The sequence below is a fragment of the Streptacidiphilus jeojiensis genome (assembly GCF_042510965.1).
Classification (GTDB): Bacteria; Actinomycetota; Actinomycetes; order Streptomycetales; family Streptomycetaceae; genus Streptacidiphilus; species Streptacidiphilus jeojiensis.
Map to the genome: position 1 here is coordinate 80,552 of NZ_JBEUKS010000008.1, position 22,868 is coordinate 103,419.

At 71.4% G+C, this 22,868-nt stretch carries 20 protein-coding genes and 5 tRNA genes; 10 read left to right on the top strand and 15 right to left on the bottom strand.

Features of this window, described 5'->3' with window-relative positions:
- The first annotated feature begins 8 nt into the window (after positions 1–8).
- Complete coding sequence (locus ABUW04_RS22640) at positions 9–212, top strand: hypothetical protein (RefSeq protein WP_030263975.1); 204 nt, start codon at positions 9–11, stop codon at positions 210–212.
- 139 nt (positions 213–351) lie between these two features.
- On the opposite strand, the gene ABUW04_RS22645 is transcribed toward ABUW04_RS22640, so the two are convergent.
- The 4 genes from ABUW04_RS22645 to leuC form a co-directional block, all read right to left on the bottom strand.
- Entirely contained in the window at positions 352–1,095 is a 744-nt protein-coding gene (locus tag ABUW04_RS22645; protein ID WP_030263978.1) for an HU family DNA-binding protein, read from the bottom strand.
- Between the two features lie 131 nt (positions 1,096–1,226).
- Positions 1,227–1,505 carry an SCO5555 family protein gene (locus ABUW04_RS39725; protein WP_449341754.1) on the bottom strand — a complete coding sequence of 93 codons (279 nt, stop codon included), beginning with the start codon at positions 1,503–1,505 and terminating at the stop codon, positions 1,227–1,229.
- Positions 1,506–1,696: 191 nt separating this feature from the next.
- A complete protein-coding gene (leuD, locus tag ABUW04_RS22650) occupies positions 1,697–2,293 on the bottom strand; it encodes a 3-isopropylmalate dehydratase small subunit (RefSeq protein WP_030263987.1) in 597 nt (198 codons plus the stop codon).
- Positions 2,294–2,298: 5 nt separating this feature from the next.
- Positions 2,299–3,723, bottom strand: a complete 1,425-nt coding sequence (gene leuC, locus ABUW04_RS22655) for a 3-isopropylmalate dehydratase large subunit (RefSeq protein ID WP_030263990.1) — start codon at positions 3,721–3,723, stop codon at positions 2,299–2,301.
- Between the two features lie 148 nt (positions 3,724–3,871).
- Here leuC and ndgR point away from each other — a divergent pair, with 148 nt between their 5' ends.
- Positions 3,872–4,585, top strand: coding sequence for an IclR family transcriptional regulator NdgR (gene ndgR, locus ABUW04_RS22660; RefSeq protein WP_030263993.1), 714 nt, complete (start codon positions 3,872–3,874; stop codon positions 4,583–4,585).
- A gap of 141 nt (positions 4,586–4,726) precedes the next feature.
- Here ndgR and ABUW04_RS22665 read toward each other — a convergent pair whose 3' ends face one another.
- The 11 genes from ABUW04_RS22665 to ABUW04_RS22715 all read right to left on the bottom strand — a co-directional run bounded on the left by ABUW04_RS22665 (position 4,727) and on the right by ABUW04_RS22715 (position 11,927).
- Complete coding sequence (locus tag ABUW04_RS22665; protein WP_380566408.1) at positions 4,727–5,950, bottom strand: hypothetical protein; 1,224 nt, start codon at positions 5,948–5,950, stop codon at positions 4,727–4,729.
- Positions 5,951–6,033: 83 nt separating this feature from the next.
- Entirely contained in the window at positions 6,034–7,701 is a 1,668-nt protein-coding gene (locus tag ABUW04_RS22670) for a DUF6297 family protein (protein ID WP_380566409.1), read from the bottom strand.
- Positions 7,698–8,441 carry an ABC transporter ATP-binding protein gene (locus tag ABUW04_RS22675; RefSeq protein ID WP_051726429.1) on the bottom strand — a complete coding sequence of 248 codons (744 nt, stop codon included), beginning with the start codon at positions 8,439–8,441 and terminating at the stop codon, positions 7,698–7,700. Before ABUW04_RS22675 ends, ABUW04_RS22670 begins: the two co-directional genes overlap by 4 nt.
- A gap of 102 nt (positions 8,442–8,543) precedes the next feature.
- Positions 8,544–8,615 (bottom strand) — tRNA-Gln (locus ABUW04_RS22680).
- A gap of 118 nt (positions 8,616–8,733) precedes the next feature.
- Positions 8,734–8,806, bottom strand: a tRNA-Glu gene (locus tag ABUW04_RS22685).
- 95 nt (positions 8,807–8,901) lie between these two features.
- Positions 8,902–8,977 (bottom strand) — tRNA-Glu (locus ABUW04_RS22690).
- Between the two features lie 26 nt (positions 8,978–9,003).
- A tRNA-Glu gene (locus tag ABUW04_RS22695) sits at positions 9,004–9,076 on the bottom strand.
- A gap of 31 nt (positions 9,077–9,107) precedes the next feature.
- Positions 9,108–9,179: transfer RNA gene (locus ABUW04_RS22700), tRNA-Gln, on the bottom strand.
- A gap of 156 nt (positions 9,180–9,335) precedes the next feature.
- Entirely contained in the window at positions 9,336–10,847 is a 1,512-nt protein-coding gene (gene gltX, locus ABUW04_RS22705; protein WP_380566410.1) for a glutamate--tRNA ligase, read from the bottom strand.
- Positions 10,840–11,622 (bottom strand): fumarylacetoacetate hydrolase family protein, encoded by a 783-nt coding sequence (locus ABUW04_RS22710; RefSeq protein ID WP_030264004.1) that lies wholly within the window; start codon positions 11,620–11,622, stop codon positions 10,840–10,842. Before ABUW04_RS22710 ends, gltX begins: the two co-directional genes overlap by 8 nt.
- A 113-nt stretch (positions 11,623–11,735) precedes the next feature.
- Positions 11,736–11,927, bottom strand: a complete 192-nt coding sequence (locus ABUW04_RS22715) for a hypothetical protein (RefSeq protein WP_037597731.1) — start codon at positions 11,925–11,927, stop codon at positions 11,736–11,738.
- Between the two features lie 738 nt (positions 11,928–12,665).
- Between ABUW04_RS22715 and ABUW04_RS22720 the strand changes: the two genes are divergently transcribed.
- From ABUW04_RS22720 to ABUW04_RS22755, 8 genes are all read left to right on the top strand, one after another.
- Positions 12,666–16,064: a sensor histidine kinase gene (locus ABUW04_RS22720; RefSeq protein ID WP_380566411.1), complete on the top strand. Its 3,399-nt coding sequence runs from the start codon at positions 12,666–12,668 to the stop codon at positions 16,062–16,064.
- A gap of 5 nt (positions 16,065–16,069) precedes the next feature.
- Positions 16,070–16,492 (top strand): roadblock/LC7 domain-containing protein, encoded by a 423-nt coding sequence (locus ABUW04_RS22725; protein WP_123500222.1) that lies wholly within the window; start codon positions 16,070–16,072, stop codon positions 16,490–16,492.
- A 76-nt stretch (positions 16,493–16,568) separates the two neighbouring features.
- On the top strand, positions 16,569–17,021 hold the full coding sequence (locus tag ABUW04_RS22730; RefSeq protein WP_380566412.1) for a DUF742 domain-containing protein: 453 nt from the start codon (positions 16,569–16,571) through the stop codon (positions 17,019–17,021).
- Positions 17,002–17,610 (top strand): GTP-binding protein, encoded by a 609-nt coding sequence (locus ABUW04_RS22735; protein WP_380524834.1) that lies wholly within the window; start codon positions 17,002–17,004, stop codon positions 17,608–17,610. The genes ABUW04_RS22730 and ABUW04_RS22735 overlap by 20 nt, the downstream gene beginning before the upstream one ends.
- Before the next feature lie 247 nt (positions 17,611–17,857).
- On the top strand, positions 17,858–21,064 hold the full coding sequence (locus tag ABUW04_RS22740; protein ID WP_380566413.1) for a sensor histidine kinase: 3,207 nt from the start codon (positions 17,858–17,860) through the stop codon (positions 21,062–21,064).
- Positions 21,065–21,487, top strand: a complete 423-nt coding sequence (locus tag ABUW04_RS22745) for a roadblock/LC7 domain-containing protein (protein WP_042392407.1) — start codon at positions 21,065–21,067, stop codon at positions 21,485–21,487.
- A 97-nt stretch (positions 21,488–21,584) separates the two neighbouring features.
- Positions 21,585–22,232: a DUF742 domain-containing protein gene (locus ABUW04_RS22750; protein ID WP_030267650.1), complete on the top strand. Its 648-nt coding sequence runs from the start codon at positions 21,585–21,587 to the stop codon at positions 22,230–22,232.
- Entirely contained in the window at positions 22,213–22,812 is a 600-nt protein-coding gene (locus ABUW04_RS22755) for a GTP-binding protein (RefSeq protein WP_134000587.1), read from the top strand. The genes ABUW04_RS22750 and ABUW04_RS22755 overlap by 20 nt, the downstream gene beginning before the upstream one ends.
- Positions 22,813–22,868: the final 56 nt, after the last annotated feature.

A 22,868-nucleotide genomic window follows, 5' to 3' on the forward strand; every position in this document is an offset into this window, starting at 1 on the left:
CTGAGGCCATGCAGGCAACGGCGTTCACGTACTCCCCGGAGACCCGCAGCGGTTCGGTGCTGCTCGACGACGGCACCCCGCTGGCCTTCGACGCCCCGGCGTTCGACGCCGGCGGGCTGCTGCTGCTCCGGCCGGGGCAGCGGGTCAGGATCGAGACCGAGGGCGACGGGGACGCGCGCCGCGTGGTGTTCCTGACGCTGCAGACCTTCTGAGGGTCCTTCGGGAGCCTCCCGGAACGGCTGCGCTCGGAGCGCATCCGCACGGAAGACGACGGACGGGCCGGGCGCCAGGGGGATGGTCCCTGGTACCCGGCCCGTCGGCCAGCGCCTGCGGGTACTGCTCGGCCTGCGGTCAGGCCTTCTTGACGGCCCGCTTTGCGGGGGCCTTCTTGGCGACGGCCTTCTTCGCCGTGGTGGCCTTGACGGCCGTCTTCTTCGCCGCGACGGCCTTCTTGGCCGTGGTCGCCTTCTTGGCGGCCGGACGGGTCGCCGAGGCGGTGACCGTCTTCTTCGCCGGGGCCTTGGAGGCGGCCGAGGTCTTCTTGGCCGTGGTGGTCTTCTTGACGGCGGCCTTCTTGGCGGTCGTCTTCTTCGCCGGGGTCGTCGCCTTCACGGCCGTGACCTTCTTGGCAGCCGCGGCGGCGGAGGTCTTCTTGGCCGCTGCCTTCTTCACCGTCGCGGTGGCCTTCTTGGCGGTGGTCTTCTTCGCCGCCGCCTTCTTGGCCGCCGGGGAGCCGGCCGGGGCCGCCATCCCGCTCTTGCCCGGGGTCAGCGAGCCCTTGGGGGCCTTCTTGACCGACGGGCCGGTCTTCGGAAGCTTCTTCGAGCCGCTGACCAGGTCCTTGAAGCCCTGACCCGGACGGAAGCGGGGCACCGCGGTCTTCTTGACCTTGACCCGCTCGCCGGTCTGCGGGTTGCGGGCGAACCGCGCGGAGCGGTCCACCTTCTCGAAAGTGCCGAACCCGGTGACGGATACGCGGTCTCCCGCGGTCACCGCACGGACGATGGTGTCGAGCACAGCGTCCACTGCTTCTGCGGCGGCCCGACGGCCACCCAGCTGCTCGGCCACCGCTTCAACAAGCTGCGCCTTGTTCACGTCTTCCCCTTCGGAAACCAGTGCCCGGATGATTCTTTTTCGATCCGGGCTTTTCGCACGTTAGGCATGTATATGCGGCAATTCAAATACCAAACCTGCGAATCACCCTTGTGTCGCAATGGATTCGGCGTTCAGGACCCGGGTGGCAGCGGGAGCTCCCCACTGTCCAACGCGTCCGTGAAACGGGCCAACCTCCGTGCCGCTTCCGGGAGATCGCGCTTCGCCGCCTCGGTTACCAGGAGCAACGAACGGGTCAGCGCGGCCCGGATGGGCTCCGACACGTCCAGGGCACGCACCTGGGCGTGTGCCACCTTCAGCCGCGTGGCCACAAGCCTGTAGAGCTCGGCCTCGACAGCCTCCATCGCGTCTCCCGGGTCGGGGTCGCGAGGGGGTTGGTCGGCCGGACTCATGTGCTGATTGTGCCATCTGCGGGGAGTTGCACCTTCCGGAGCCTCAGTTCGACCTTACACAGAGTCACCGGAGGCAAGCCAACGGCCCCCCGGTTCGGTCGCTTGGACCGTTCCGGGGGGCCGTTGTGACGAACGCTCAAACTTCAGCCGTACGGCCGCGAGGTGGGCCGCGACTTGGGCCGCAGGAGTGGCTAGCCGACGGGCTGGGTGCGCGGCTTGAAAGCGGGCCGCTCGGACTCGAACGCGGCGATCTCGGACTCCTGCTGGAGCGTGATGCTGATGTCGTCCAGGCCGTTGAGCAGCCGCCAGCGGACGTTCTCGTCCAGGTCGAACGAGGCGGTGACGCCCTCGGCGCGGACCTCGCGGGCCTCCAGGTCGACGGTGATCTCCGCGGTCGGGTCGGCCTCGACCAGGGCCCAGATCCGCTCCACGGTCTCCTGCGGGAGGATGACCGTCAGCAGGCCGTTCTTCAGCGAGTTGCCCCGGAAGATGTCGGCGAAGCGGGAGGAGATGACGGCCCGGAAGCCGTAGTTCTCCAGCGCCCAGACGGCGTGCTCGCGGGACGAGCCGGTGCCGAACTCGGGTCCGGCGACCAGGATGCTGGCCCCGGCGTACTGCGGCTGGTTGAGGACGAAGCCGTCGTCCTTGCGCCAGGCCTCGAACAGGCCGTCCTCAAAACCGGTGCGGGTGACCTTCTTCAGCCAGTGCGCCGGGATGATCTGGTCGGTGTCGACGTTGCTGCGGCGCAGCGGGACGGCCCGGCCGGTGTGGGTGGTGAACTTCTCCATGGTGCTCAGGCCTCCACGAGCTGCTGGGCGTCGGTCAGGTCGGACGGCGAGGCCAGGTGGCCCAGGACGGCGGTGGCGGCGGCCACCTGCGGGGAGACCAGGTGGGTCCGCCCGCCCTTGCCCTGGCGGCCCTCGAAGTTGCGGTTGGAGGTCGAGGCGCAGCGCTCGCCCGGGGCCAGCTGGTCCGGGTTCATGCCCAGGCACATCGAGCAGCCCGCGTGCCGCCACTCGGCGCCGGCGGCGGTGAAGACCTTGTCCAGGCCCTCCTCGATGGCCTGCAGGGCGACCCGGACCGAGCCGGGGACGACCAGCATCCGCACCCCGTCGGCGACCTTGCGGCCCTCGACGACGGCGGCCGCGGCGCGCAGGTCCTCGATCCGGCCGTTGGTGCAGGAGCCGACGAACACCGCGTCGACCTGGACCTCGCGCAGCGGGGTGCCGGCGGTGAGGCCCATGTAGCGCAGGGCGTTCTCGGCGGCGATGCGCTCCTGCGGGTCCTCGTAGGAGGCCGGGTCGGGCACGTTGGAGCCCAGCGGGGCGCCCTGGCCGGGGTTGGTGCCCCAGGTGACGAAGGGGGTGAGCTCGGCGGCGTCGATGAAGACCTCGGCGTCGAACACCGCGTCCTCGTCGGTGGCCAGCGTGTTCCAGTAGGCCACCGCGTCGTCCCAGTCGCCGCCCTTGGGGGCGTGGTCGCGGCCCTCCAGGTAGGCGTAGGTGGTCTCGTCGGGGGCGATCATGCCCGCCCGCGCGCCGGCCTCGATCGACATGTTGCAGATGGTCATCCGGGCCTCCATGGAGAGGCTGCGGATGGCCGAGCCGCGGTACTCCAGGACGTAGCCCTGGCCGCCGCCGGTACCGATCTTGGCGATCACCGCCAGGATCAGGTCCTTCGCGGTGACGCCCTCGGCCAGCTCGCCCTCGACCGTGATCGCCATGGTCCTGAACGGGGCCAGCGGCAGGGTCTGGGTGGCCAGCACGTGCTCGACCTGGCTGGTGCCGATACCGAACGCCAGTGCGCCGAAGGCGCCGTGGGTGGAGGTGTGCGAGTCGCCGCAGACCACCGTGGTGCCGGGCTGGGTCAGTCCCAGCTGCGGGCCAACCACGTGCACCACGCCCTGCTCGACGTCGCCCAGCGAGTGCAGCCGGACGCCGAACTCCGCGCAGTTGGCGCGCAGCGTCTCCAGCTGGACCCGGGAGACCGGGTCGGCGATGGGCTTGTCGATGTCCAGGGTGGGGGTGTTGTGGTCCTCGGTGGCGATGGTGAGGTCGGTGCGGCGGACCTTGCGGCCGGCCAGGCGCAGCCCGTCGAACGCCTGCGGGCTGGTCACCTCGTGGAGCAGGTGCAGATCGATGAAGAGAAGGTCGGGCTCGCCCTCGGCTCGCCTGACGACATGGTCGTCCCAGACCTTCTCCGCGAGTGTGCGTCCCATCACTGTCCCTCCGACCGGCTGCATCGTCGGTCTACGTGTTGTCATTGCGTGCCCCTGACGGGGTCCTGGGGGCTGCTGTTCCCAAGAGTGGCGCAGATCCCAGAGAATTGAACTTGCGTCTCGCGATCTGAGACTGCAATATCAGCGCATGGACAACTCTAGTGGCGTCGGCGTTCTCGACAAGGCTGCTCTGGTGCTGAGCGCGCTGGAGTCAGGCCCCGCAACCCTGGCCGGACTGGTGGCCGCGACCGGACTGGCGCGGCCGACCGCGCACCGGCTGGCCGTCGCGTTGGAACACCACCGACTCGTGACCCGTGACATGCAGGGTCGTTTCATTCTCGGCCCGCGACTGTCGGAACTCTCGGCGGCGGCCGGCGAGGACCGGCTGCTGGCGACGGCGGGACCGGTGCTCACGCATCTGCGCGACGTCACCGGCGAGAGCGCGCAGCTCTACCGCCGCCAGGGTGACCTGCGCATCTGCGTGGCCGCGGCGGAGCGGCTCTCCGGGCTGCGGGACACCGTGCCGGTCGGCTCCACGCTGCCGATGAAGGCCGGCTCCGCGGCCCAGGTGCTGCTGGCCTGGGAGGAGCCGGAGCGGCTGCACCGCGGCCTGCAGGGCGCGCGGTTCACCGCGACGGCGCTGTCCGGGGTGCGGCGGCGCGGCTGGGCCCAGTCCATCGGCGAGCGCGAGCCGGGGGTGGCCTCGGTCTCCGCGCCGGTGCGGGGGCCCTCCAACCGGGTGGTGGCCGCGGTGTCCGTGTCCGGACCGATCGAGCGGCTGTCCCGGCACCCCGGGAGGCTGCATGCGCAGGCCATCATCGAGGCCGCCGGACGGCTGACCGAGGCGCTCCGTAGGGCTTGAAGCCCAGCGGCGTCTGTCGGATTTCGACTGCAGACCGTAGGTGGTTGGCCGCGCAGTTCCCCGCGCCCCTGGCGGGCTGCAACTGGCTCAGTTGCAAACGTGCAGGGGCGCGGGGAACTGCGCGACAAGCCAGGCACAGCGTCAGGACGGTGCGCCGCCGTAGAAGACCACGAACGCCCCGTACAGGCCCGAGACCAGGGCTGCGGCGGCGAGTACCACCAGCAGGGTGGCCCGGGAGCGCAGTCGGGACAGTGAGGCCGCCAGCGGGAAGAGGAGCGGGATCGCCGGCATCAGGAAGCGGGCCAGTGGGGGGTACGGCGAGCCGTTGCCGAGGTCGATGGCCAGCAGGCCCGCGCTGAACACCAGCAGCACCAGCGGCTGCCGCTGCAGCACGGCGATCGCGAAGAGCAGCAGGTAGGCGAAGACCGTGAGCGCCATCACGGCGTAGGCCAGCGGGATCCCGGTGGCCGCCCGGTGGCTCAGGAACACCTGCTCGAACCACTTCACCGTGGCCGCGCCGCCGTCGAAGCTGGAGCCCCAGGCCCGCTGTATCCGGAAGTACGCGCCCCAGGAGTGCTCCACCCGGCCCACGTACAGGATGTAGCCGACCCAGCCGAGCGGCGCCAGCACCGCGGCGGTCAGCGGCCGCCACCAGCGCACCGAACCACGGCCGCGCAGGCAGCGGTACAGCTCCACCGCAGCCGCCGCGGCCACCGCCGCGGTGAGGGCCATCGCACTCGGCCGGCTCAGCCCGGCGAGCAGGCACAGCAGTCCGGCCGTCAGCCAGCGCCGGTCCAGCACCGCGTACAGGGTCCACACCGCGAGGCAGCTGAACAGCGCCTCCGAGTAGGCCGTGTTCTCCAGCACGGCCAGCGGCAGCACCCCCCAGAGCACCGCGGCGACCACACCGGCCCGGTGCCCGTGGCAGCGCGCGGCCACCGCGTACGCGCCCCAGGCCGCGCCGATCCCGCTCAGCGAGGCGACCAGCACCAGCGCGGTGCCCGGCGCCACCGGGAGCACCGCCCTGACCGCCTCGGCCAGCCAGGGGAACAGCGGCAGGAAGGCACGCGTGCTGTAGGCGATCCCATGACTGCCGACCAGCCCGTTGGTCGACCCGTACCCGTGCTCGACGATGCGGACGTACCAGCCCGCGTCCCACAGGGTTCCGAGCCGGTGCAGCACGGGGCGGTGCCGGCTCGACCCGACGCCCAGCAGCATCAGCACCCCGAGCACCCGGACCGCGCAGTAGCCGAGCAGGGCCGGCGCGGCGGCGCGGAGCAGCGGGAACGACCGGACCGCGGTCCGCGGCGAGAGCCACTGACGGGGGATCTGCGGTCGGGTTCCGGCCGGGGCGGTCGCTGTCATGGTCGACAACGCTAAGCGAATGCTGTTCGAATTCAGGGAAGATTCTGGGACTCAGCCCGAATTCTTGTCCGGCTCGTGATTTCTCAGTCCTTCGGGCGATGCCTGCCCGACAGGGTGAGCGCCCGCTGGTAGGCCCAGTAGAGCAGCACCGCGGCGAACACCAGGCACCAGCTGACGGCCAGCGGCGCGCTGGGTCCACGGCCCAGGCCGAACACCAGGGCGAGGGCCGGGACCAGGGTCACCGGCCCGGCGGCGTACCAGGCCAGGAAAATGAACGGCCCCATGCTGCCCATCCCGGTCGGCGAGTACATCAGCTCCTGCCGGGACGGGCCGCGGCAGGCGTTCACCATCGCGGCTGCGGTGAGCGGCAGCGCGACCAGCGGCGCCAGCCACACCGCCGCGCCGGCCCCGGCGAGCACGGCCACCGCGGCGCCGACCGCTCCCAGGCCCACGCTCGCCAGCGCCGGGACCACCGCGTGACGGAGCATCAGCTCGCCGTACGGGTACGGCGACCAGCCGGCCCGGCGCGGATCGTCCGCCTCCACCCGGGCCGGTTCCGCGAGTTGGGCCGCCGCCAGGTAGCCGAAGGACACCGAGCAGGCGGTGATCAGCAGCCGGTCCACACCGCTCGCCGCCACCGCCGCGGGCGCCAGCAGCAGGGCCGGCGCCGAGAACAGCACCGCCCGGCCGAGCCGCGACGGCGCCCGGAGCAGGGCGGTGAGGTCCCGCCAGGGGACGGCCAGCCAGGGCCGGGTGGGCGGCGGGATCCGCAGCCTGACCCGGCGGGCCCGCTGGTCGGACTGCGCCATCACCATCCGGGCCGAGCGCAGTTCGGCGGTGCGCAGCGCCGCCGCGACACCGGCCGCGGTACGGGCCCGGTGCCGCAGGCTGCTCAGCGGGATGTACGCGGCCGCCCGGTAGGCCAGCACCATGGCCACCGCCGTCAGCAGCACCAGCGGGACCAGCGCCGCCCAGCCGCCGGGGACCGCGGCCGTGGTGGGGGTGAGTCCGACCAGCGCCGGCCAGCCCCAGGGGCCGGACCACATCTCGACCCGCTCCAGCGGCGTGAAGCGGTGCCCGTTCCAGGCCAGGGCGCTCTGTGCGGCCAGCAGCAGCACCAGCACCGCGACCACCGGGGTCGCCCGGCGGACGAAGCGCGCCACCCGCTCGTAACGCTCGACGGCCACGGCGCAGCAGGTCGCCAGCAGCGGCACGCACACTCCGCCGCCCAGCGCCCAGCCGAAGGCGGGCAGGAAGCCGGTCCGGTCCATCAGCCCCAGCGCCACCCCCGACGCGGCGGCCGCCAGCATTCCGGGGACCAGCGCGACCGCGCAGGAGGTCCAGAGCCAGGGCCGCAGCACCGGCCCGGGCCGCAGCGGCTGCGCCAGCAGCCAGTCCACGGTGGCCCTCGGGGCGACCACCGGGCCGCGCCACAGCGCGTCCCTGGCCACCACCAGGATCAGGCCGAGGCTCAGCGCGCACACCCCGGCGGGCAGCGCTGCGAGCAGTTGGGCGCCGTGGGCGGTGTAGTCGGTGCCCATCGAGGCGTTGGCGAAGGCGCCGATGGAGAACATCCCGCCCCAGGCGAGGACGATCATCATGCCGACATAGACGGTGTAGCCGATCTGGCCCGCCCGCGAACGGCGGTGCGGGGCGCGCAGGGCGCGCAGCAGGGCCAGGGTGTCGCCGGTCCAGTCGACCCACTCGCTCTCGGCGGACTCCGGCGGGGCGCCCCCGTCGGCGAGGCTCACCGCGCTCCCCCGACGGCGGTCCCCGGGAAGGCCGTCGGCAGCACGGCCTCCGGGGTGCCCTGGGCCAGCAGCACGCCGTCCTCCAGCAGCAGCACCCGGTCGGCGACGTGCATCGCCAGGTCGGGGTGGTGGGTGGCGAGCAGGACCGCCACCCCGTCCGCGAGTTCGGCCTTGAGCAGGTCGGCCAGCCGCTGCCGGGCGCCGGGGTCGAGCCGCTGCTCGGGCTCGTCCAGGATCAGCAGGTCGCGCGGGCGGACCAGGGCCGAGGCCAGCAGCAGCGACTGCAGCTGGCCGGAGGAGAGCGATCCCGGCAGTGCCTCGGCGTGTTCGGCCAGGCCGCGGTCGGCCAGGGCGCGGTCCACCCAGTGCAGCGGCTCCTCCACCCCGTGCGCCACGGCCACGAGGGCCAGGTGCTCACGCACCGTCAGATCCGGGTAGCAGGCCGAGACGTCGCCGACGACCGCGAGCCTGGCCCGGACCCGGGGGTCGTTCTCGTCCATGGGAACGCCGTCGAGCTTCACCGTCCCGCTGGTGGGGGTGTCCCGTCCGGCCGCCAGCCGCAGCATGGTCGACTTGCCCGAGCCGTTGTGGCCGACCAGGGCGACGCACTCACCGGCCGCCAGGTCCAGGTCGACCGGCTGCAGGGCGACCCTGCCGCCGTAGCGCCGGCTGACCTGATGCAGCGCCAGCAGCGGCGGACGTGCGGCTTTCCTGCTGCTCTGCTTCTTCGCCTGAGCCATGCGCGCTGCCGGCCTCTCAGAATGCGCTCGCAGGCATACGCTCGCCTGCATACTCTCGCCCGGATACAAAAAATGGCCCTTTCGGGCCTTCAGTTTGCCTTGCTGGGGTACCAGGACTCGAACCTAGACTAAGTGAACCAGAATCACTCGTGCTGCCAATTACACCATACCCCAAGGGGGGTTCAACCAGTTCCCCGGTGAACACTCCGGGGAGAACAATACCTGACCAGCGGCATGATCCACACCAGCAACGCAGCAGGCCCCCGGCCGGAGCCGGGGGCCTGCTGTGACGTACCCCCGACCGGATTCGAACCGGCGCTACTGCCGTGAGAGGGCAGCGTGCTAGGCCGCTACACAACGGGGGCAAGCGTTGGTGATCCTGCTTCGTCGCCTCGGGGACCGGAGCCTTCCGGACCGTGTCCGGTGCGCTGGGTCGACCCGATGGTGAGGGTGGAGGATCTGGTACCCCCGACCGGATTCGAACCGGCGCTACTGCCGTGAGAGGGCAGCGTGCTAGGCCGCTACACAACGGGGGCTTGATCTTCTTCAACTCGGTGGTGCGTACCCCCGACCGGATTCGAACCGGCGCTACTGCCGTGAGAGGGCAGCGTGCTAGGCCGCTACACAACGGGGGCTCACGAGAACGGATCTCGTAAGGGAACTGCGCTGGGGTACCAGGACTCGAACCTAGACTAAATGAACCAGAATCACTCGTGCTGCCAATTACACCATACCCCATTGGCTGTCCAGGTGATCTTGGTGAGAGTTTCTGGTTCTCTCCCCGTCCCTCCCGGGCGGCGCAACAAGAAGAACGTTACCCGATGGGGGGCATCGCACCAAAATCGATAAGCCCAGCCCCCGGCGGCGGTCGCTCCGCCGGGGGCGGGACCCGGATCAGGCCCGGGTGCGCTCCAGCGCGGCCCGCAGCCGGCGCAGGGTCTCCTCCCGGCCCAGCAGTTCCATCGACTCGAACAGCGGCGGCGAGACCCGGCGGCCGGTGACCGCGACCCGCAGCGGGGTGAAGGCGAACTTGGGCTTGATGCCCAGGCCGTCCACCAGGGCGGCGCGCAGGGCGGCCTGGATGTCGTCCGGGTCGAAGCCCGGCAGCGCCTCCAGCGCCGCGATGCTGGCCTCCAGCACCGGGGCGGCGTCGGGGGTGAGCACCTTCTCGGCGTCGGCCGGGTCGAGCGCGAAGTCCTCGGGGGCGACGAAGAGGAAGCCGAGCATGCCGACCACCTCGCCGAGCACCACCATCCGCTCCTGGGTCAGCGGGGCGGCCGCGATCAGCAGGTCCAGCTGGGCGTCGGTCGGGCCCTCGGCGGCGAACAGGCCGGCCGCGGTGAGGTAGGGGACCAGCCGGCGGACGAACTCGGCGGGGGCCAGCGCGCGCAGGTGCTCGGCGTTGATCGCCTCGGCCTTCTTCAGGTCGAACCGCGCCGGGTTGGCGTTCACCTTGGCGATGTCGAAGGCGGCGACCATCTCCTCCATGGAGAAGCGGTCCCGGTCCTCGGCCAGCGACCAGCCCAGCAGCGCCAGGTAGTTGAGCAGCCCCTCGGGCAGGAAGCCGCGCTCGCGGTAGAGGTTGAGCGAGGCCTGCGGGTCGCGCTTGGACAGCTTCTTGTTGCCCTCGCCCATGACGTAGGGCAGGTGCCCGAACTGCGGGGTGGGCCCGGTGGCGATGCCCAGCTCGGCCAGTGCGGCGTAGAGCGCGATCTGACGGGGGGTGGAGGAGAGCAGGTCCTCGCCGCGCAGCACGTGGGTGATCCCCATCAGCGCGTCGTCCACCGGGTTGACCAGGGTGTAGAGCGGGGCGCCGTTGGCCCGGACGATGCCGTAGTCGGGCACGTTCTCCGGGGTGAAGGTCAGCTCGCCGCGGACCAGGTCGGTGAAGGTGATCGGCGCGTCGGGCATCCGGAAGCGGACGATCGGGCTGCGCCCCTCGGCCTGGTACGCCGCGATCTGATCGGCGCTCAGGTCACGGCAGTGGCCGTCGTACCCGGAGGGCTTCCCGGCCGCGCGGGCGGCCTCGCGGCGGGCGTCCAGCTCCTCGGTGGAGCAGTAGCAGTGGTACGCGCGGCCGGACTCCAGCAGCCTGGCGGCCACGTCGGCGTAGATGTCCATCCGCTGCGACTGCCGGTACGGCGCGTGCGGCCCCCCGACCTCGGGCCCCTCGTCCCAGTCGAAGCCCAGCCAGCGCATGGCGTCCAGCAGCTGGTTGTAGGAGTCCTCGGAGTCCCTGGCCGCGTCGGTGTCCTCGATCCGGAACACCAGGGTGCCGCCGTTGTGCCGGGCGAAGGCCCAGTTGAACAGGGCGGTGCGGACCAGGCCGACATGCGGGTTGCCGGTCGGGGAGGGACAGAAGCGGACCCGGACGGTGGGGTCGAGCTCGCTTGCGGTGTTAGCCACGCTTGATCACCTTGTTGGTGAGAGTGCCGATGCCTTCGATGGAGACGGCGACCTCGTCGCCGACGTTCAGGGGTCCGACGCCCGCGGGGGTGCCGGTGAGGATGACGTCGCCGGGCAGCAGCGTCATCGCCTCGGTGATGTGGACGATCAGGTCCGCGACCGAGCGCACCATCTGCGAGGTGCGGCCGGCCTGGCGCAGCTCGCCGTTGACGGTGCAGGTCACCGCCAGGTCGGCCGGGTCGAGGTCGGTCTCGATCCAGGGGCCGAGCGGGCAGGAGGTGTCGAAGCCCTTGGCCCGGGCCCACTGGCCCTCGCGCTGCTGGACGTCGCGCGCGGTGACGTCGTTGGCGCAGGTGTAGCCGAAGACCACCTCGGGGACCCGCTCGTGCGGCACGTCGCGGCACATCCGGCCGATGACCACGGCCAGCTCGGCCTCGTACTGGACGTCGGAGGAGAACGGCGGGTAGGCGATGTTCTCGGTGGGGCCGACCACTGCGGTCGAGGGCTTGAAGAAGGTGAGCGGGACCTCGGGGACCTCGTTGCCGAGCTCCGCCGCGTGGGCGGCGTAGTTGCGCCCCACCGCGACGATCTTGTTGGGGAGCATCGGCGGCAGCAGCCGCACGTCCTTCAGCGGCAGCACCTGGCCGGTCGGCTGCAGGTCGCCGAAGGGGTGGCCGGAGAGCACGTGCAGGGTCAGCGACTCCGGTCGGGCGGCGTCCCCTTCCACCACACCGAAGGAAACGGTCCCCTCACTGGAAAACCTGGCGATACGCACGGTGGCTGCTGTCCTCTTCGGGCTCGCGGATGCTGACTCCGCCAGCCTATCCGCCGATACGCCGAGGGCCCCGCCGGTTCCTGGCCGGCAGGGCCCTCGGTGTGCTCGGTCCGCTACTCCTGGTCGGTCCGGACCGGTGCGACCATCAGATTGGTGCGCCGCGGGTTGGCGGTCTGCTGGGGCAGTTCGGCCTGCTCGGTCGCGGAGCTGCGGAGCGCGGGGGCCCCGTCGACGGGCAGGGAGGCGAGAGTCGTCCGGCGCGGGTTGGCGGTCGGACGGAAGCTCATCGTCGTCTTGGTGGACACGCGGACTACCTCACAGGGGCAGAAGGACGGAAGATCGGATGCGCATCAGGATCTCATTCCACACAGGAGCCTCTTCGCACTACCTCAACTCCTGTGAGTTTGCTCACTTCTGGCTCGCGAAGTTCCGACAGTTACGACATTGTGCCCTGTTGAGACAAACAGACATCCTGTGGCAGACCGGACAAAATCATCACGGGGCGTGACACTGTTCGAACACGCGGCACGCTACTCCTGTCCGAAACGTGCGGTATTCCAGGGGGATCGACCCACAATCTGTCAAGAGGAAGCGGCAGAGAGTAACCAAAATGGCTACCCTGTGTCGCCCCTTGTTGCACGTGCGGCACTGTGCTGAAATTCCACGGACCGCCGGAGGCCGCCCCTCCACTGCGCTACTGCCAGCGCCGGGGCCCACTCCTACGGCGGCACGGGCACACAACAGGGTCTGTTGAAACAGGACCCGGGCCCGCCCGAAACTCGACACCGTCCTGCTTCCGCGTACGCGTGGACAGGGCGCCTGGTCCAGAGGTTGCGACGCTAGTGCAGGGACGTATCAAGAGGGGTGGCGGCGGCCCGGGCGACCCGGCGGACCGCGAAGCAGCCGTTCGTCAGCAGCAGGCGCCCCCGGCGCCGGCTGGTGACCCGGGCCGGGAGGGCGGCGGTTCCACGAGCAGCCGACAGCGGACCGCGGACGCCGCGAAGGCCCGAATAGGACGGCTCACGCCGACCCGGGTCACCGGTATGCGGCGGTACGCGCTGAGCAACTGGCGCATCCGGACCAGGCTGACCGCACTGCTGATCCTCCCGGTGATCGCGGCCATGGTGCTGGGTGGATTCCGCATCCAGGCCTCGCTGCAGACCCAGCAGCAGCTCTCCAAGGCCTCCCAGCTCGGTGAGCTCGCCCAGAGCGCGACCCTGCTGGCGACCGCGCTGGAGGACGAGCGCGACACCTCGGCGGGTATCGCCACCGCCAAGGGGGACAAGACCGCTGACGCCATCGCGGCGGCGTTCAAGATCACCACCACCCGGCAGATCAACTTCACCAAGCTGACCAACAACCTGAACTTCGCCGACCTGCCCGGCAACGGCGTCGACATCAAGAGCATCGACAAGAACCTGGACGGGATCGCCCTGATCCGGCAGGAGTCGTTCGCCCACGGCGGCAGCAACATCCTGCAGTCGGTCAACGCCTACGACGGCCTGATCAAGCCGCTGCTGACGCTCAGCCAGGACATCGCCCTGGCCTCCAGCAACTCCGCGCTGATCCAGAGCACCCGTGCGCTCCAGGAGTTCTCGCAGTGGAAGGAGGACCAGTCGATCATCCGGGCGGTGATCAGCGCCTCCCTCGCGTCGAACCCGGTGGCACTGCAGCCCGGCGACCGGGCCTACGCCGCCGCCGCGCAGACCGACGCCCAGAACGCGGAGAGCACCTTCGAGGGCCTCTACAGCGGTGGCGTGGCAGCCGCCAAGACGTTCTCCGCGACCTGGGCCAACAACATCAACGTCAAGCGGGCGACCGCGTTCTCGAACACCGTCCTCTCGACCGGCGAGGGCTTCGCCGCCGTCCAGAACGTCCCGCAGTACAGCGACTGGGACGCTGAGGCCACCACCCAGATCAGCCTCATGGGTCAGGCCGAGAACGTCCTGGTCCTCGGCCTGAACGCGCAGACCAGCAGCCTGTCCAGCGCGGCCAAGACCGACGCCATCGTCAACTCGGTGCTGATCGGCCTGGTCCTGCTGGTCGCCATCGTCGGCGCCGTGATCGTGGCCCGGTCCATGGTCCGCACGCTGAGCCGGATGCAGCACGCGGCCGAGGACGTCGCCGAGAACCGGCTGCCGGAACTGGTCCGCACGCTCTCCGAGTCGGACCCGCAGGACGTGGACACCTCGGTCGCACCGATCGGCATCAACACCACGGACGAGATCGGCCACGTGGCCCGGGCGTTCGACCAGGTGCACGCGCAGGCCGTCCGTCTGGCCGCCGAGCAGGCCCTGCTGCGAGGCAACATCAACGCGATGTTCACCAACCTCTCGCGCCGCTCCCAGGGCCTGATCCAGCGCCAGCTGTCGATGATCTCCGAACTGGAGAGCCGCGAGGCCGACCCGGACCAGCTGGCCAGCCTCTTCAAGCTGGACCACCTCGCCACCCGTATGCGCCGCAACGGCGAGAACCTGCTGGTCCTCGCGGGCGAGGACCCCGGCCGCCGGTGGACCCGCCCGGTCCCGCTGGTCGACGTGCTCCGCGCCGCCGCCTCCGAGGTGGAGCAGTACGAGCGCATCGAGCTGGCCTCGGTGCCCACCGCCGACGTGGCCGGACGAGTCGTCAACGACCTCGTCCACCTGCTGGCCGAGCTGCTGGAGAACGCGACCTCGTTCTCCAGCCCGCAGACCCGGGTCCGGGTCACCGGCCACGCGCTGCCGGACGGCCGGGTGCTGGTCGAGATCCACGACACCGGCATCGGCCTCTCCCCCGACGACCTGGCCGAGATCAACGAGCGCCTGGCGAACCCGCCGGTGGTGGACGTCTCCGTCTCCCGCCGCATGGGCCTCTTCGTGGTCGGTCGACTCTCGCTGCGTCACGGCATCCGGATCCAGCTGCGCCCCAGCGACTCCGGCGGCACCACCGCGCTGGTCATGCTGCCCGTGGACGTCACCAACGCGGCCGAGCGCCGCGGCGGTGCGGCCGGCCCCGGCCAGCAGCGTCCGCAGGGCGCGCCCGGCCAGAACCCCGGCGGTCCCGGCGGCGTGGGCATGCAGCAGCAGCGCGGCGCGATGCCGCAGACCCCCGGTCGTGCGCCGCTGAGCGGCGGCCCGGCCGGCGGTCCCGGTGGACGGCCCTCGCTTCCCCCGCAGCCCGCTCCGCAGCCGGGCCTGCCCCGGCGCAGCGACACCCCCGGGCTGCCCCAGGGCTCCTCGCCGATGGGCGCCCCGGCACCCGGCGGCCGCCCCGGCGGCCAGCAGCAGCCCGCGCACGCCCAGCAGGACCCGACGCTGCAGAGCATGGCGCAGCAGGGCGGCCCGCAGCAGCGCGGTCCGCAGGGACCCTTCGCGCCGCAGCAGCCGCAGCAGCAGGGCATGCAGTCCCAGGGCCTGCAGCCGCCGGTCCCGCTGGACGAGCAGGGCCTGTGGGCCGAGCAGCCGCAGCACGGCTCGCCCGCCCCGACCGGCCGCCCGGCCGCACGGCCCCAGGGCCCGGACGCCATGGACAGCACCGCGCAGTTCGCCCGGCCGCACTTCGACGAGGAGCCGGCCCGGCCGATCCCGCCGCAGCCGACGCCGCCGCGACCGGTCGAGCCGCAGTCCTTCGCCCCGCAGCAGCCGCAGCAGCCCCAGCGGCCGCCGCAGGCCCCGTCCCAGCCGGTCCCGCCGCAGCAGCAGGTCCCGTCGCAGCCGGCGGCGCTTCCCGTCCCGGACGCGGCGAGCCACCCGCTGACCCGGGCGCTGCCGCCGGCCGAGGCCGGTGCGGGCAGCTCGCCGATCTTCGAGGCGATGGAGTCCAACTGGTTCCGCAGCGGTCGTGCCGACCGGATGCGGGCGGTGCAGGTCACGCCGACCGGCCCGGACAGCCCGGAGCAGGCGCCCGCGCAGGCCCCGGCACCGCAGCGGCCGTCGCAGAACCGCTTCCAGCGCCCCGGCACCTCGGCGCCGCAGCCCCCCGTCCAGCAGGGGCCGGGCTCGGTCCAGCCGCCGCAGCAGTCCCAGTACCCCCAGCGTCCGGGGACCTCCGCCCCGTCCGTCGACGCGCCGTTCGGTGCGCCGCCGCAGCGGCCGATGCCGCAGCGCGGAGTCGGCGAGGGTATGCCCTCGGGCGCCAGCGCCACCGGCCAGTGGCGGACCTCCGCCAACGACGAGGTGTGGCGCCGGGCCGAGCAGGTCCGCGAACCCAGTGCCGGCGGGGTGCTCCCCTCCGGCCTCCCCCGCCGGGTGCCCAAGGCCAACCTGGTCCCGGGCACCGCGGAGTCCGCCCCGGCGGAAGGTCCCCAGCCCCAGGTCTCCCGTTCCCCCGAGGAGGTGCGCGGCCGGCTCACCAACCTGCGCCGCGGCATCCAGCAGGGACGCCAGGCCGGAGCAGGCGGCTCGAACCAGCCCAACCCCGGCGGCAACGCGGGCCCGTACGGCACCAACCCCCAGGAGCGTTGATTCAGATGAGTCAGATGTCCCAAGCGGCACACAATCTGAACTGGTTGATCACCAACTTCGTGGACAACACCCCCGGGGTGTCGCACACGGTGGTGGTCTCCGCCGACGGCCTCCTGCTCGCGATGTCCGAGGGCTTCCCGCGCGACCGCGCCGACCAGCTGGCCGCGGTAGCCTCCGGGCTGACCTCGCTCACCCAGGGCGCCTCCCGCATCTTCGAAGGCGGCCGGGTCACCCAGACCGTCGTCGAGATGGAACGCGGCTTCCTGTTCATCATGGCCGTCTCCGACGGATCCTCCCTCGCCGTCCTCGCCTCCCCCGACAGCGACATCGGCCTGGTCGGCTACGAGATGGCCCTCCTCGTCGACCGCACCGGTGACGTGCTGACCCCGGCACTCCGGACGGAGCTCCAAGGCAGCCTGCTCCACTGAGGCCTGACGGCACCCCCTCGCACCATCACCACGCCGCGGAGAGGCACGACGGACCGCTGCAGCTCAAGGAGGACAGATGACCCCGCCCCAAGGCTCCACCGGTCCGTACGGCAGTAGTCCGTACGGCGGCGGCTCGTACGGCGGCCAGCAGGGACCGCACGGCTCACAGCCGCCCCAGGGCGGCGCCAGGCAGCCACTCGTGCGCCCGTACGCCATGACCGGCGGACGGACCCGGCCGCGCTACCAGCTCGCCATCGAGGCGCTGATCTCCACCACGGCCCAGGCGGACCGGGCAGGAACGCTGCTGCCCGAGCACGCCCGGATCGTCCAGCTGTGCCACGAGGTCAAGTCGGTCGCGGAGGTCAGCGCGCTGGTCCCGATGCCGCTGGGCGTGGCCCGCATCCTCGTCGCCGACCTGGCCGAAGCCGGCCTGGTCGCCATCCACCAACCGGCCGCCGCCTCCGATTCGGGCGGCACCCCGGACGTCACACTGCTCGAAAGGGTGCTCAGTGGACTTCGCAAGCTCTAGGCCCGCGGCGCCCTTCGCGCCGGCCCCGCCCGCCCCGCACCGGGCCACCACCTCGGCGAAGATCGTTGTGGCCGGCGGCTTCGGGGTGGGCAAGACGACCCTGGTCGGTGCGGTCTCGGAGATCAACCCGCTGCGCACCGAGGCCGTCATGACCAGCGCCTCCGCCGGCATCGACGACCTGACCCACGTCAGTGGGAAGACCACCACCACGGTGGCCATGGACTTCGGCCGCATCACCCTGGACGAGGACCTGATCCTCTACCTCTTCGGCACCCCCGGCCAGGACCGCTTCTGGTTCATGTGGGACGACCTCGTCCGCGGCGCCATCGGCGCCGTCGTCCTGGTCGACACCCGCCGCCTCGCCGACTGCTTCCCCGCCATCGACTACTTCGAAAACAGCGGACTCCCCTTCGTCGTCGCCCTCAACGCCTTCGACGGCAACCAGACCCACAACCCCGACGAAGTCCGCGAAGCCCTCCAACTCGGCCCCGACACCCCCGTCATCACCACCGACGCCCGCCGACGCGACAGCGCCAAATCCGCCCTCATCACCCTCGTCGAACACGCCCTACTCGCCCGACTCCGCTGAGGGTCTGCATAACAGTTCGACACGCAATTCATTCACAAGAATCACCACGGGTGAGCGGATGCACACGGAACGCCTACCGGCAGTTGAGCATTCGCCGCAATGGGGTTCTTATGTCCCATTTATCGTCAGTAAGCGGACCCACCAGGGGTGTTTGGCCCGTACCGCGCGTACGTGCTGAAATTCCAGCGATCCGCGCAGATCAGTAGCACGTCAGAAATGGCCGCCCCGGCCGAGAGGTTGTTGTCGAGTGAGGCAGAAGCAGGCAGACCCAGGACCGCGGCAGGCCGAGTCCCAGCCCGTGGACGGCGGTGGCTCCAGCTGGGCCTTCCGCCACTGGCGCGTGCCCACCCGGCTGACCGCGATCGTGCTGGTCCCGGTGGTCACCGGACTGGTCTTCGCGGGACTGCGCGTCAAGGACCAGCTGGACCTCGCCAGCACGGCCGGCCAGAACGAGAAGATCGCCGTCCTGGTCCGCGACGCCACCACGGTGGCCGAGGACATGCAGAACGAGCGCGACCTCGCGGTCATCCCGCAGATGCAGGGCATCCAGAACGACGCCAAGGTGCTGGCCGCGCGCAAGCAGACCGACACGGACATCGCGGTGATGGACGCCGACGCCGCACAGGTCAAGCCCGACCTGCAGATCACCACCGACCTCAAGAACTTCCACGACCAGGCCGCCAAGAACCTGGCCACCCTCCGGGCCAAGGGCAACGACGTCCGGAGCACGACGTTCGACCCGGTCTCCACCGAGGTGGCGTACTCCAACATCTACCTGGGCCTGCTCGGGCTGGACAACGAACTCGCCTTCGGCGACAAGAACATCAACAGCCGCGGCCGTGAGCTCTTCGCGCTGAGCCTGGAGAAGGAGTCCACGGCCACCGAGCGCAACCTGGTCACCATCGCGCTGATGTACGACAAGATGCCGTCGCAGCTCGCCGACGCGATCCAGGTGGCCGCCCGGCTCACCCAGGTCAGCGAGGGGCAGGTGCTGCTCTCCGGTGTGCCCGCGGACCTCAAGCTCTACCAGCAGACCGTGATCGGCCAGGGCGTCTCGGCGGCCGAGAACACCCTGCTGGGCATGGCCGGCAAGTCCTCGCTCAAGTCGTCCGGGATCACCCCGGCGAGCTGGTACTCCCTGGCCAGCCAGAAGACCAGCGAGGAACGCAAGGTCGAGACGACCATCACCGACCAGGTCGTCGCCGATGCCCACCAGGCCAAGCAGGACGCCAACCAGCAGGCCATCACCATCAGCGCCGAGGCGCTGGCGCTGGTCCTGATCGCCGGCGCGCTGGCCTACCTGATGGGCCGCTCGATGGTGCGCGGTATGCGCACCCTGCGCGACAGCGCCACCGACATCGCCTCCGAGCGGCTGCCGGACCTGGTCCGCAAGCTCTCCAAGACCGACCCCGAGCGCGTCGACACCACCGTCCGGCCGATCCCGCTGAGCGGCCGCGACGAGATCGGCGAGGTCGCCCGGGCCTTCGACGACGTCCACCGCGAAGCCATCCGACTGGCCTCCGAGCAGGCCATGCTCCGCGGCAACGTCAACGCGATCTTCACCAACCTGTCGCGCCGCTCCCAGAGCCTGATCGAGCGTCAGTTGTCGCTGATCACCGACCTGGAGAACAACGAGGCCGACCCGGACCAGCTGGAGAACCTGTTCAAGCTGGACCACCTCGCCACCCGTATGCGCCGCAACGGCGAGAACCTGCTGGTCCTCGCGGGCGAGTCGGCCGGACGCGAGTGGAGCGACCCGATCCCGCTGGTGGACGTGCTCCGCGCGGCCGCCTCCGAGGTGGAGCAGTACGAGCGCATCGAGCTCAGCGGCATACCCGAGACCGACGTCATCGGCCCGGCCGTGACCGACCTGGTGCACCTGCTCGCCGAGCTGCTGGAGAACGCCACCACCTTCTCCAGCCCGCAGACCCGGGTGAAGGTCACCGCCACCCGGCTGCCGGACCAGCGGGTGCTGGTCGAGATCCACGACAAGGGCATCGGCCTCACCGCCGCCGACTTCGCCGAGATCAACGCCAAGCTGGCCGACCCGCCCACGGTGGACGCCTCGGTCTCCCGCCAGATGGGCCTGTTCGTGGTCGGCCGGCTGGCCGAGCGCCACGCCATCAGGGTCCAGCTGCGCCCGTCCGGCGAGTCCGCCGGAACCACCTCGCTGGTCATGGTCCCGGACCACCTCACCCAGCTGCCCCGGGCCGCCGAGCCCGAGGAGCAGTTCACCGTCTCCCGGATCTACGGCGAGCCCGAGGCCGGTCCGTACGCCGAGACCGACCAGCGCACCGCCAGCGAACTGGGCTTCGACGACAGCCGCTACGACCGCCCCGCCGTGGGCGCTCCGGGCGCCGGCGCCCCCGACCTGATGCAGCGCACCATGCGGCTCGGCCAGCGGCGCGAGCAGGCGGCGCTGGAAGGCCCGGCCGAGGGCGCACCGGCCGCGCAGCAGCCCCAGCAGCCGACCGCGCCGCAGCAGCCGGCCGCCCAGCAGCCCGGCCCCGCGCCGCAGCCCGCGGGGGCGTACGAGCCCTACCCGGACTCCTACGTCCCCGAGTTCGACGGCTTCGACTCCCGGCCGACCGCGGCCTCCTACCCGGCGCCGGACGCCGGCTACGAGGCCGGCAGCTACACCGCCGCCGACTTCGACTCGTACGGCCCCGGGAACGGCGCCGTGAACGGCCAGCAGTACCAGCCGGAACCGTCGTACGACACCTCGCAGTTCAGCACCGCCCAGTACGGCCAGGACCCGTACGTCCCCGAGCAGTACCCGGCGTACCAGCAGGACCAGTACGGTCACCAGCAGTACCCTGACAACCCGTCCGAGACCCAGTACGGGCACCCGTACTACTCGGAGACCCCGCAACCCGCCCCAGCACCTGCCCCCGAGGCGCCCGTGGCCCCGCTTCCCCCCACGTCCCGTCCAGACGCAGCCCGCCCGGCAGCGGCCAACGCACCGGCGGCCCTGCCCCAGCGACCCACCTCCCCGGTGCCGTCCCCCTCGGCCAACCCCGCGAACGGCGCGCTTCCCACCCGCCGTCCCGGCCAGGCCCTGGGCGGCGGCCGGGCGATCGGCGACCGCGAGGCCGGCGAACGCCCCAACTGGTTCACCGGAGCCCGCGAGGACGGCGAGCCGGGCGCACCGGCCATGCCCAGCGCCCCGCTGCCCCCGGTCACGCCCGCGGAGCCGGTCGCCGGGGGCACCACCCCGGCCGGCCTCCCGCGCCGCGTACCCCGCCAGAACCTGCTTCCCGGCAATGTCCAGGAGTCCAGCAGTGCAGCACCGGATGCCTCCCCGCAGCTGTCCCGTTCCCCCGAGGAGGTGCGCGGCCGGCTCACCAACCTGCGCCGCGGCATCCAGCAGGGACACAACGCAGGCGACACCCCTTCCCCCGACCAGCACGGGGCAGCCGGACTCTTCGGCGGCCCGAACCACCCGGAGCGTTAGATGAGCCAGATGTCCCAGGCGGCACAGAACCTCAACTGGTTGATCACCAACTTCGTGGACAACACCCCCGGGGTGTCGCACACGGTGGTGGTCTCCGCCGACGGCCTCCTGCTCGCGATGTCCGAGGGCTTCCCGCGCGACCGCGCCGACCAGCTGGCCGCGGTAGCCTCCGGGCTGACCTCGCTCACCCAGGGCGCCTCCCGCATCTTCGAAGGCGGCCGGGTCACCCAGACCGTCGTCGAGATGGAACGCGGCTTCCTGTTCATCATGGCCGTCTCCGACGGATCCTCCCTCGCCGTCCTCGCCTCCCCCGACAGCGACATCGGCCTGGTCGGCTACGAGATGGCCCTCCTCGTCGACCGGGCGGGGACCGTACTCACCCCGGCACTCCGGGCCGAGCTCCAAGGCAGCCTGCTCCACTGACTGCGCACCACAGCACCGCCCCTGCACCGCCCGCACCGCCCGCACACGTTCAGCAAGAGCTCCGAAAGCCCCTGTCGCTCAACTGTGAGGAGGACCCGTGACACCGCCCGAGGACCAGAACGGCCAGTACGGCACCGGCTATCCCGGTACAGGCCACGATGCGTTCGGTGGTCCCGGCGGCGGCTACGCCCCCGGCTACCCCGGCTATGAGCAGGAGCAGCGCAACGGCTACGGCGGCAACCCGTACCAGGAGAACCCCTACTCCAACGGCTCGGGTCCGGCACCTCGGGGCAACCCCGAGCCCAACGCGCCCACCACCAGCGGCACCGGCTCCGGCTACAACAGCCGTCCGTCGTACGCCGACGACTGGAGCCGGCCGCCGGCCCAGGAGCCGGAGATGGACGAGGAGCCGCTGATCCGGCCCTACGCCATGACCGGCGGACGGACCCGGCCGCGCTACCAGCTCGCCATCGAGGCCCTGGTCTCCACCACCGCGGCGCCCGAGCGGATCGGCTCGCTGCTGCCCGAACACCAACGGATCTGCGGTCTCTGCCTGGAGATCAAGTCCGTCGCCGAGATCTCGGCTCTGCTCTCCATGCCCCTGGGCGTGGCCCGCATCCTCGTCGCAGACCTGGCCGAATCCGGCCTGGTCGCGATCCACCAACCCGCTGCCGGAGGCGAATCCGGCGGCACGCCAGACGTGACACTGCTCGAAAGGGTGCTCAGTGGACTTCGCAAGCTCTAGGCCCGCGCCGCCGGCGGCCGCCACCGGAGCCCGCACGACCACCTCGGCGAAGATCGTCGTGGCCGGCGGCTTCGGGGTGGGCAAGACGACCCTGGTCGGTGCGGTCTCGGAGATCAACCCGCTGCGCACCGAGGCCGTCATGACCAGCGCCTCCGCCGGCATCGACGACCTCAGCCACGTGGCGGACAAGACCACCACCACGGTGGCCATGGACTTCGGCCGCATCACCCTGGACGAGGACCTGATCCTCTACCTCTTCGGCACCCCCGGCCAGGACCGCTTCTGGTTCATGTGGGACGACCTCGTCCGCGGCGCCATCGGCGCCGTCGTCCTGGTCGACACCCGCCGCCTCGCCGACTGCTTCCCCGCCATCGACTACTTCGAAAACAGCGGACTCCCCTTCGTCGTCGCCCTCAACGCCTTCGACGGCAACCAGACCCACAACCCCGACGAAGTCCGCGAAGCCCTCCAACTCGGCCCCGACACCCCCGTCATCACCACCGACGCCCGCCGACGCGACAGCGCCAAATCCGCCCTCATCACCCTCGTCGAACACGCCCTACTCGCCCGACTCCGCTGATCCCACCGATCATCCGGAGCCGGACGAACTGAGGGGCCGTCACGCAGTGCGTGACG

Bases quoted from the DNA above. Each gene is read 5' to 3' on its own strand.
- ABUW04_RS39725 (WP_449341754.1), bottom strand. From the start codon at position 1,505: ATGAGTCCGGCCGACCAACCCCCTCGCGACCCCGACCCGGGAGACGCG.
- leuD (WP_030263987.1), bottom strand. From the start codon at position 2,293: ATGGAGAAGTTCACCACCCACACCGGCCGGGCCGTCCCGCTGCGCCGC.
- ndgR (WP_030263993.1), top strand. From the start codon at position 3,872: ATGGACAACTCTAGTGGCGTCGGCGTTCTCGACAAGGCTGCTCTGGTG.
- ABUW04_RS22745 (WP_042392407.1), top strand. From the start codon at position 21,065: ATGAGCCAGATGTCCCAGGCGGCACAGAACCTCAACTGGTTGATCACC.
- leuC (WP_030263990.1), bottom strand. From the start codon at position 3,723: ATGGGACGCACACTCGCGGAGAAGGTCTGGGACGACCATGTCGTCAGG.
- ABUW04_RS22665 (WP_380566408.1), bottom strand. From the start codon at position 5,950: ATGACAGCGACCGCCCCGGCCGGAACCCGACCGCAGATCCCCCGTCAG.
- ABUW04_RS22675 (WP_051726429.1), bottom strand. From the start codon at position 8,441: ATGGCTCAGGCGAAGAAGCAGAGCAGCAGGAAAGCCGCACGTCCGCCG.
- ABUW04_RS22725 (WP_123500222.1), top strand. From the start codon at position 16,070: ATGAGTCAGATGTCCCAAGCGGCACACAATCTGAACTGGTTGATCACC.
- ABUW04_RS22730 (WP_380566412.1), top strand. From the start codon at position 16,569: ATGACCCCGCCCCAAGGCTCCACCGGTCCGTACGGCAGTAGTCCGTAC.
- ABUW04_RS22720 (WP_380566411.1), top strand. From the start codon at position 12,666: ATGCGGCGGTACGCGCTGAGCAACTGGCGCATCCGGACCAGGCTGACC.
- ABUW04_RS22640 (WP_030263975.1), top strand. From the start codon at position 9: ATGCAGGCAACGGCGTTCACGTACTCCCCGGAGACCCGCAGCGGTTCG.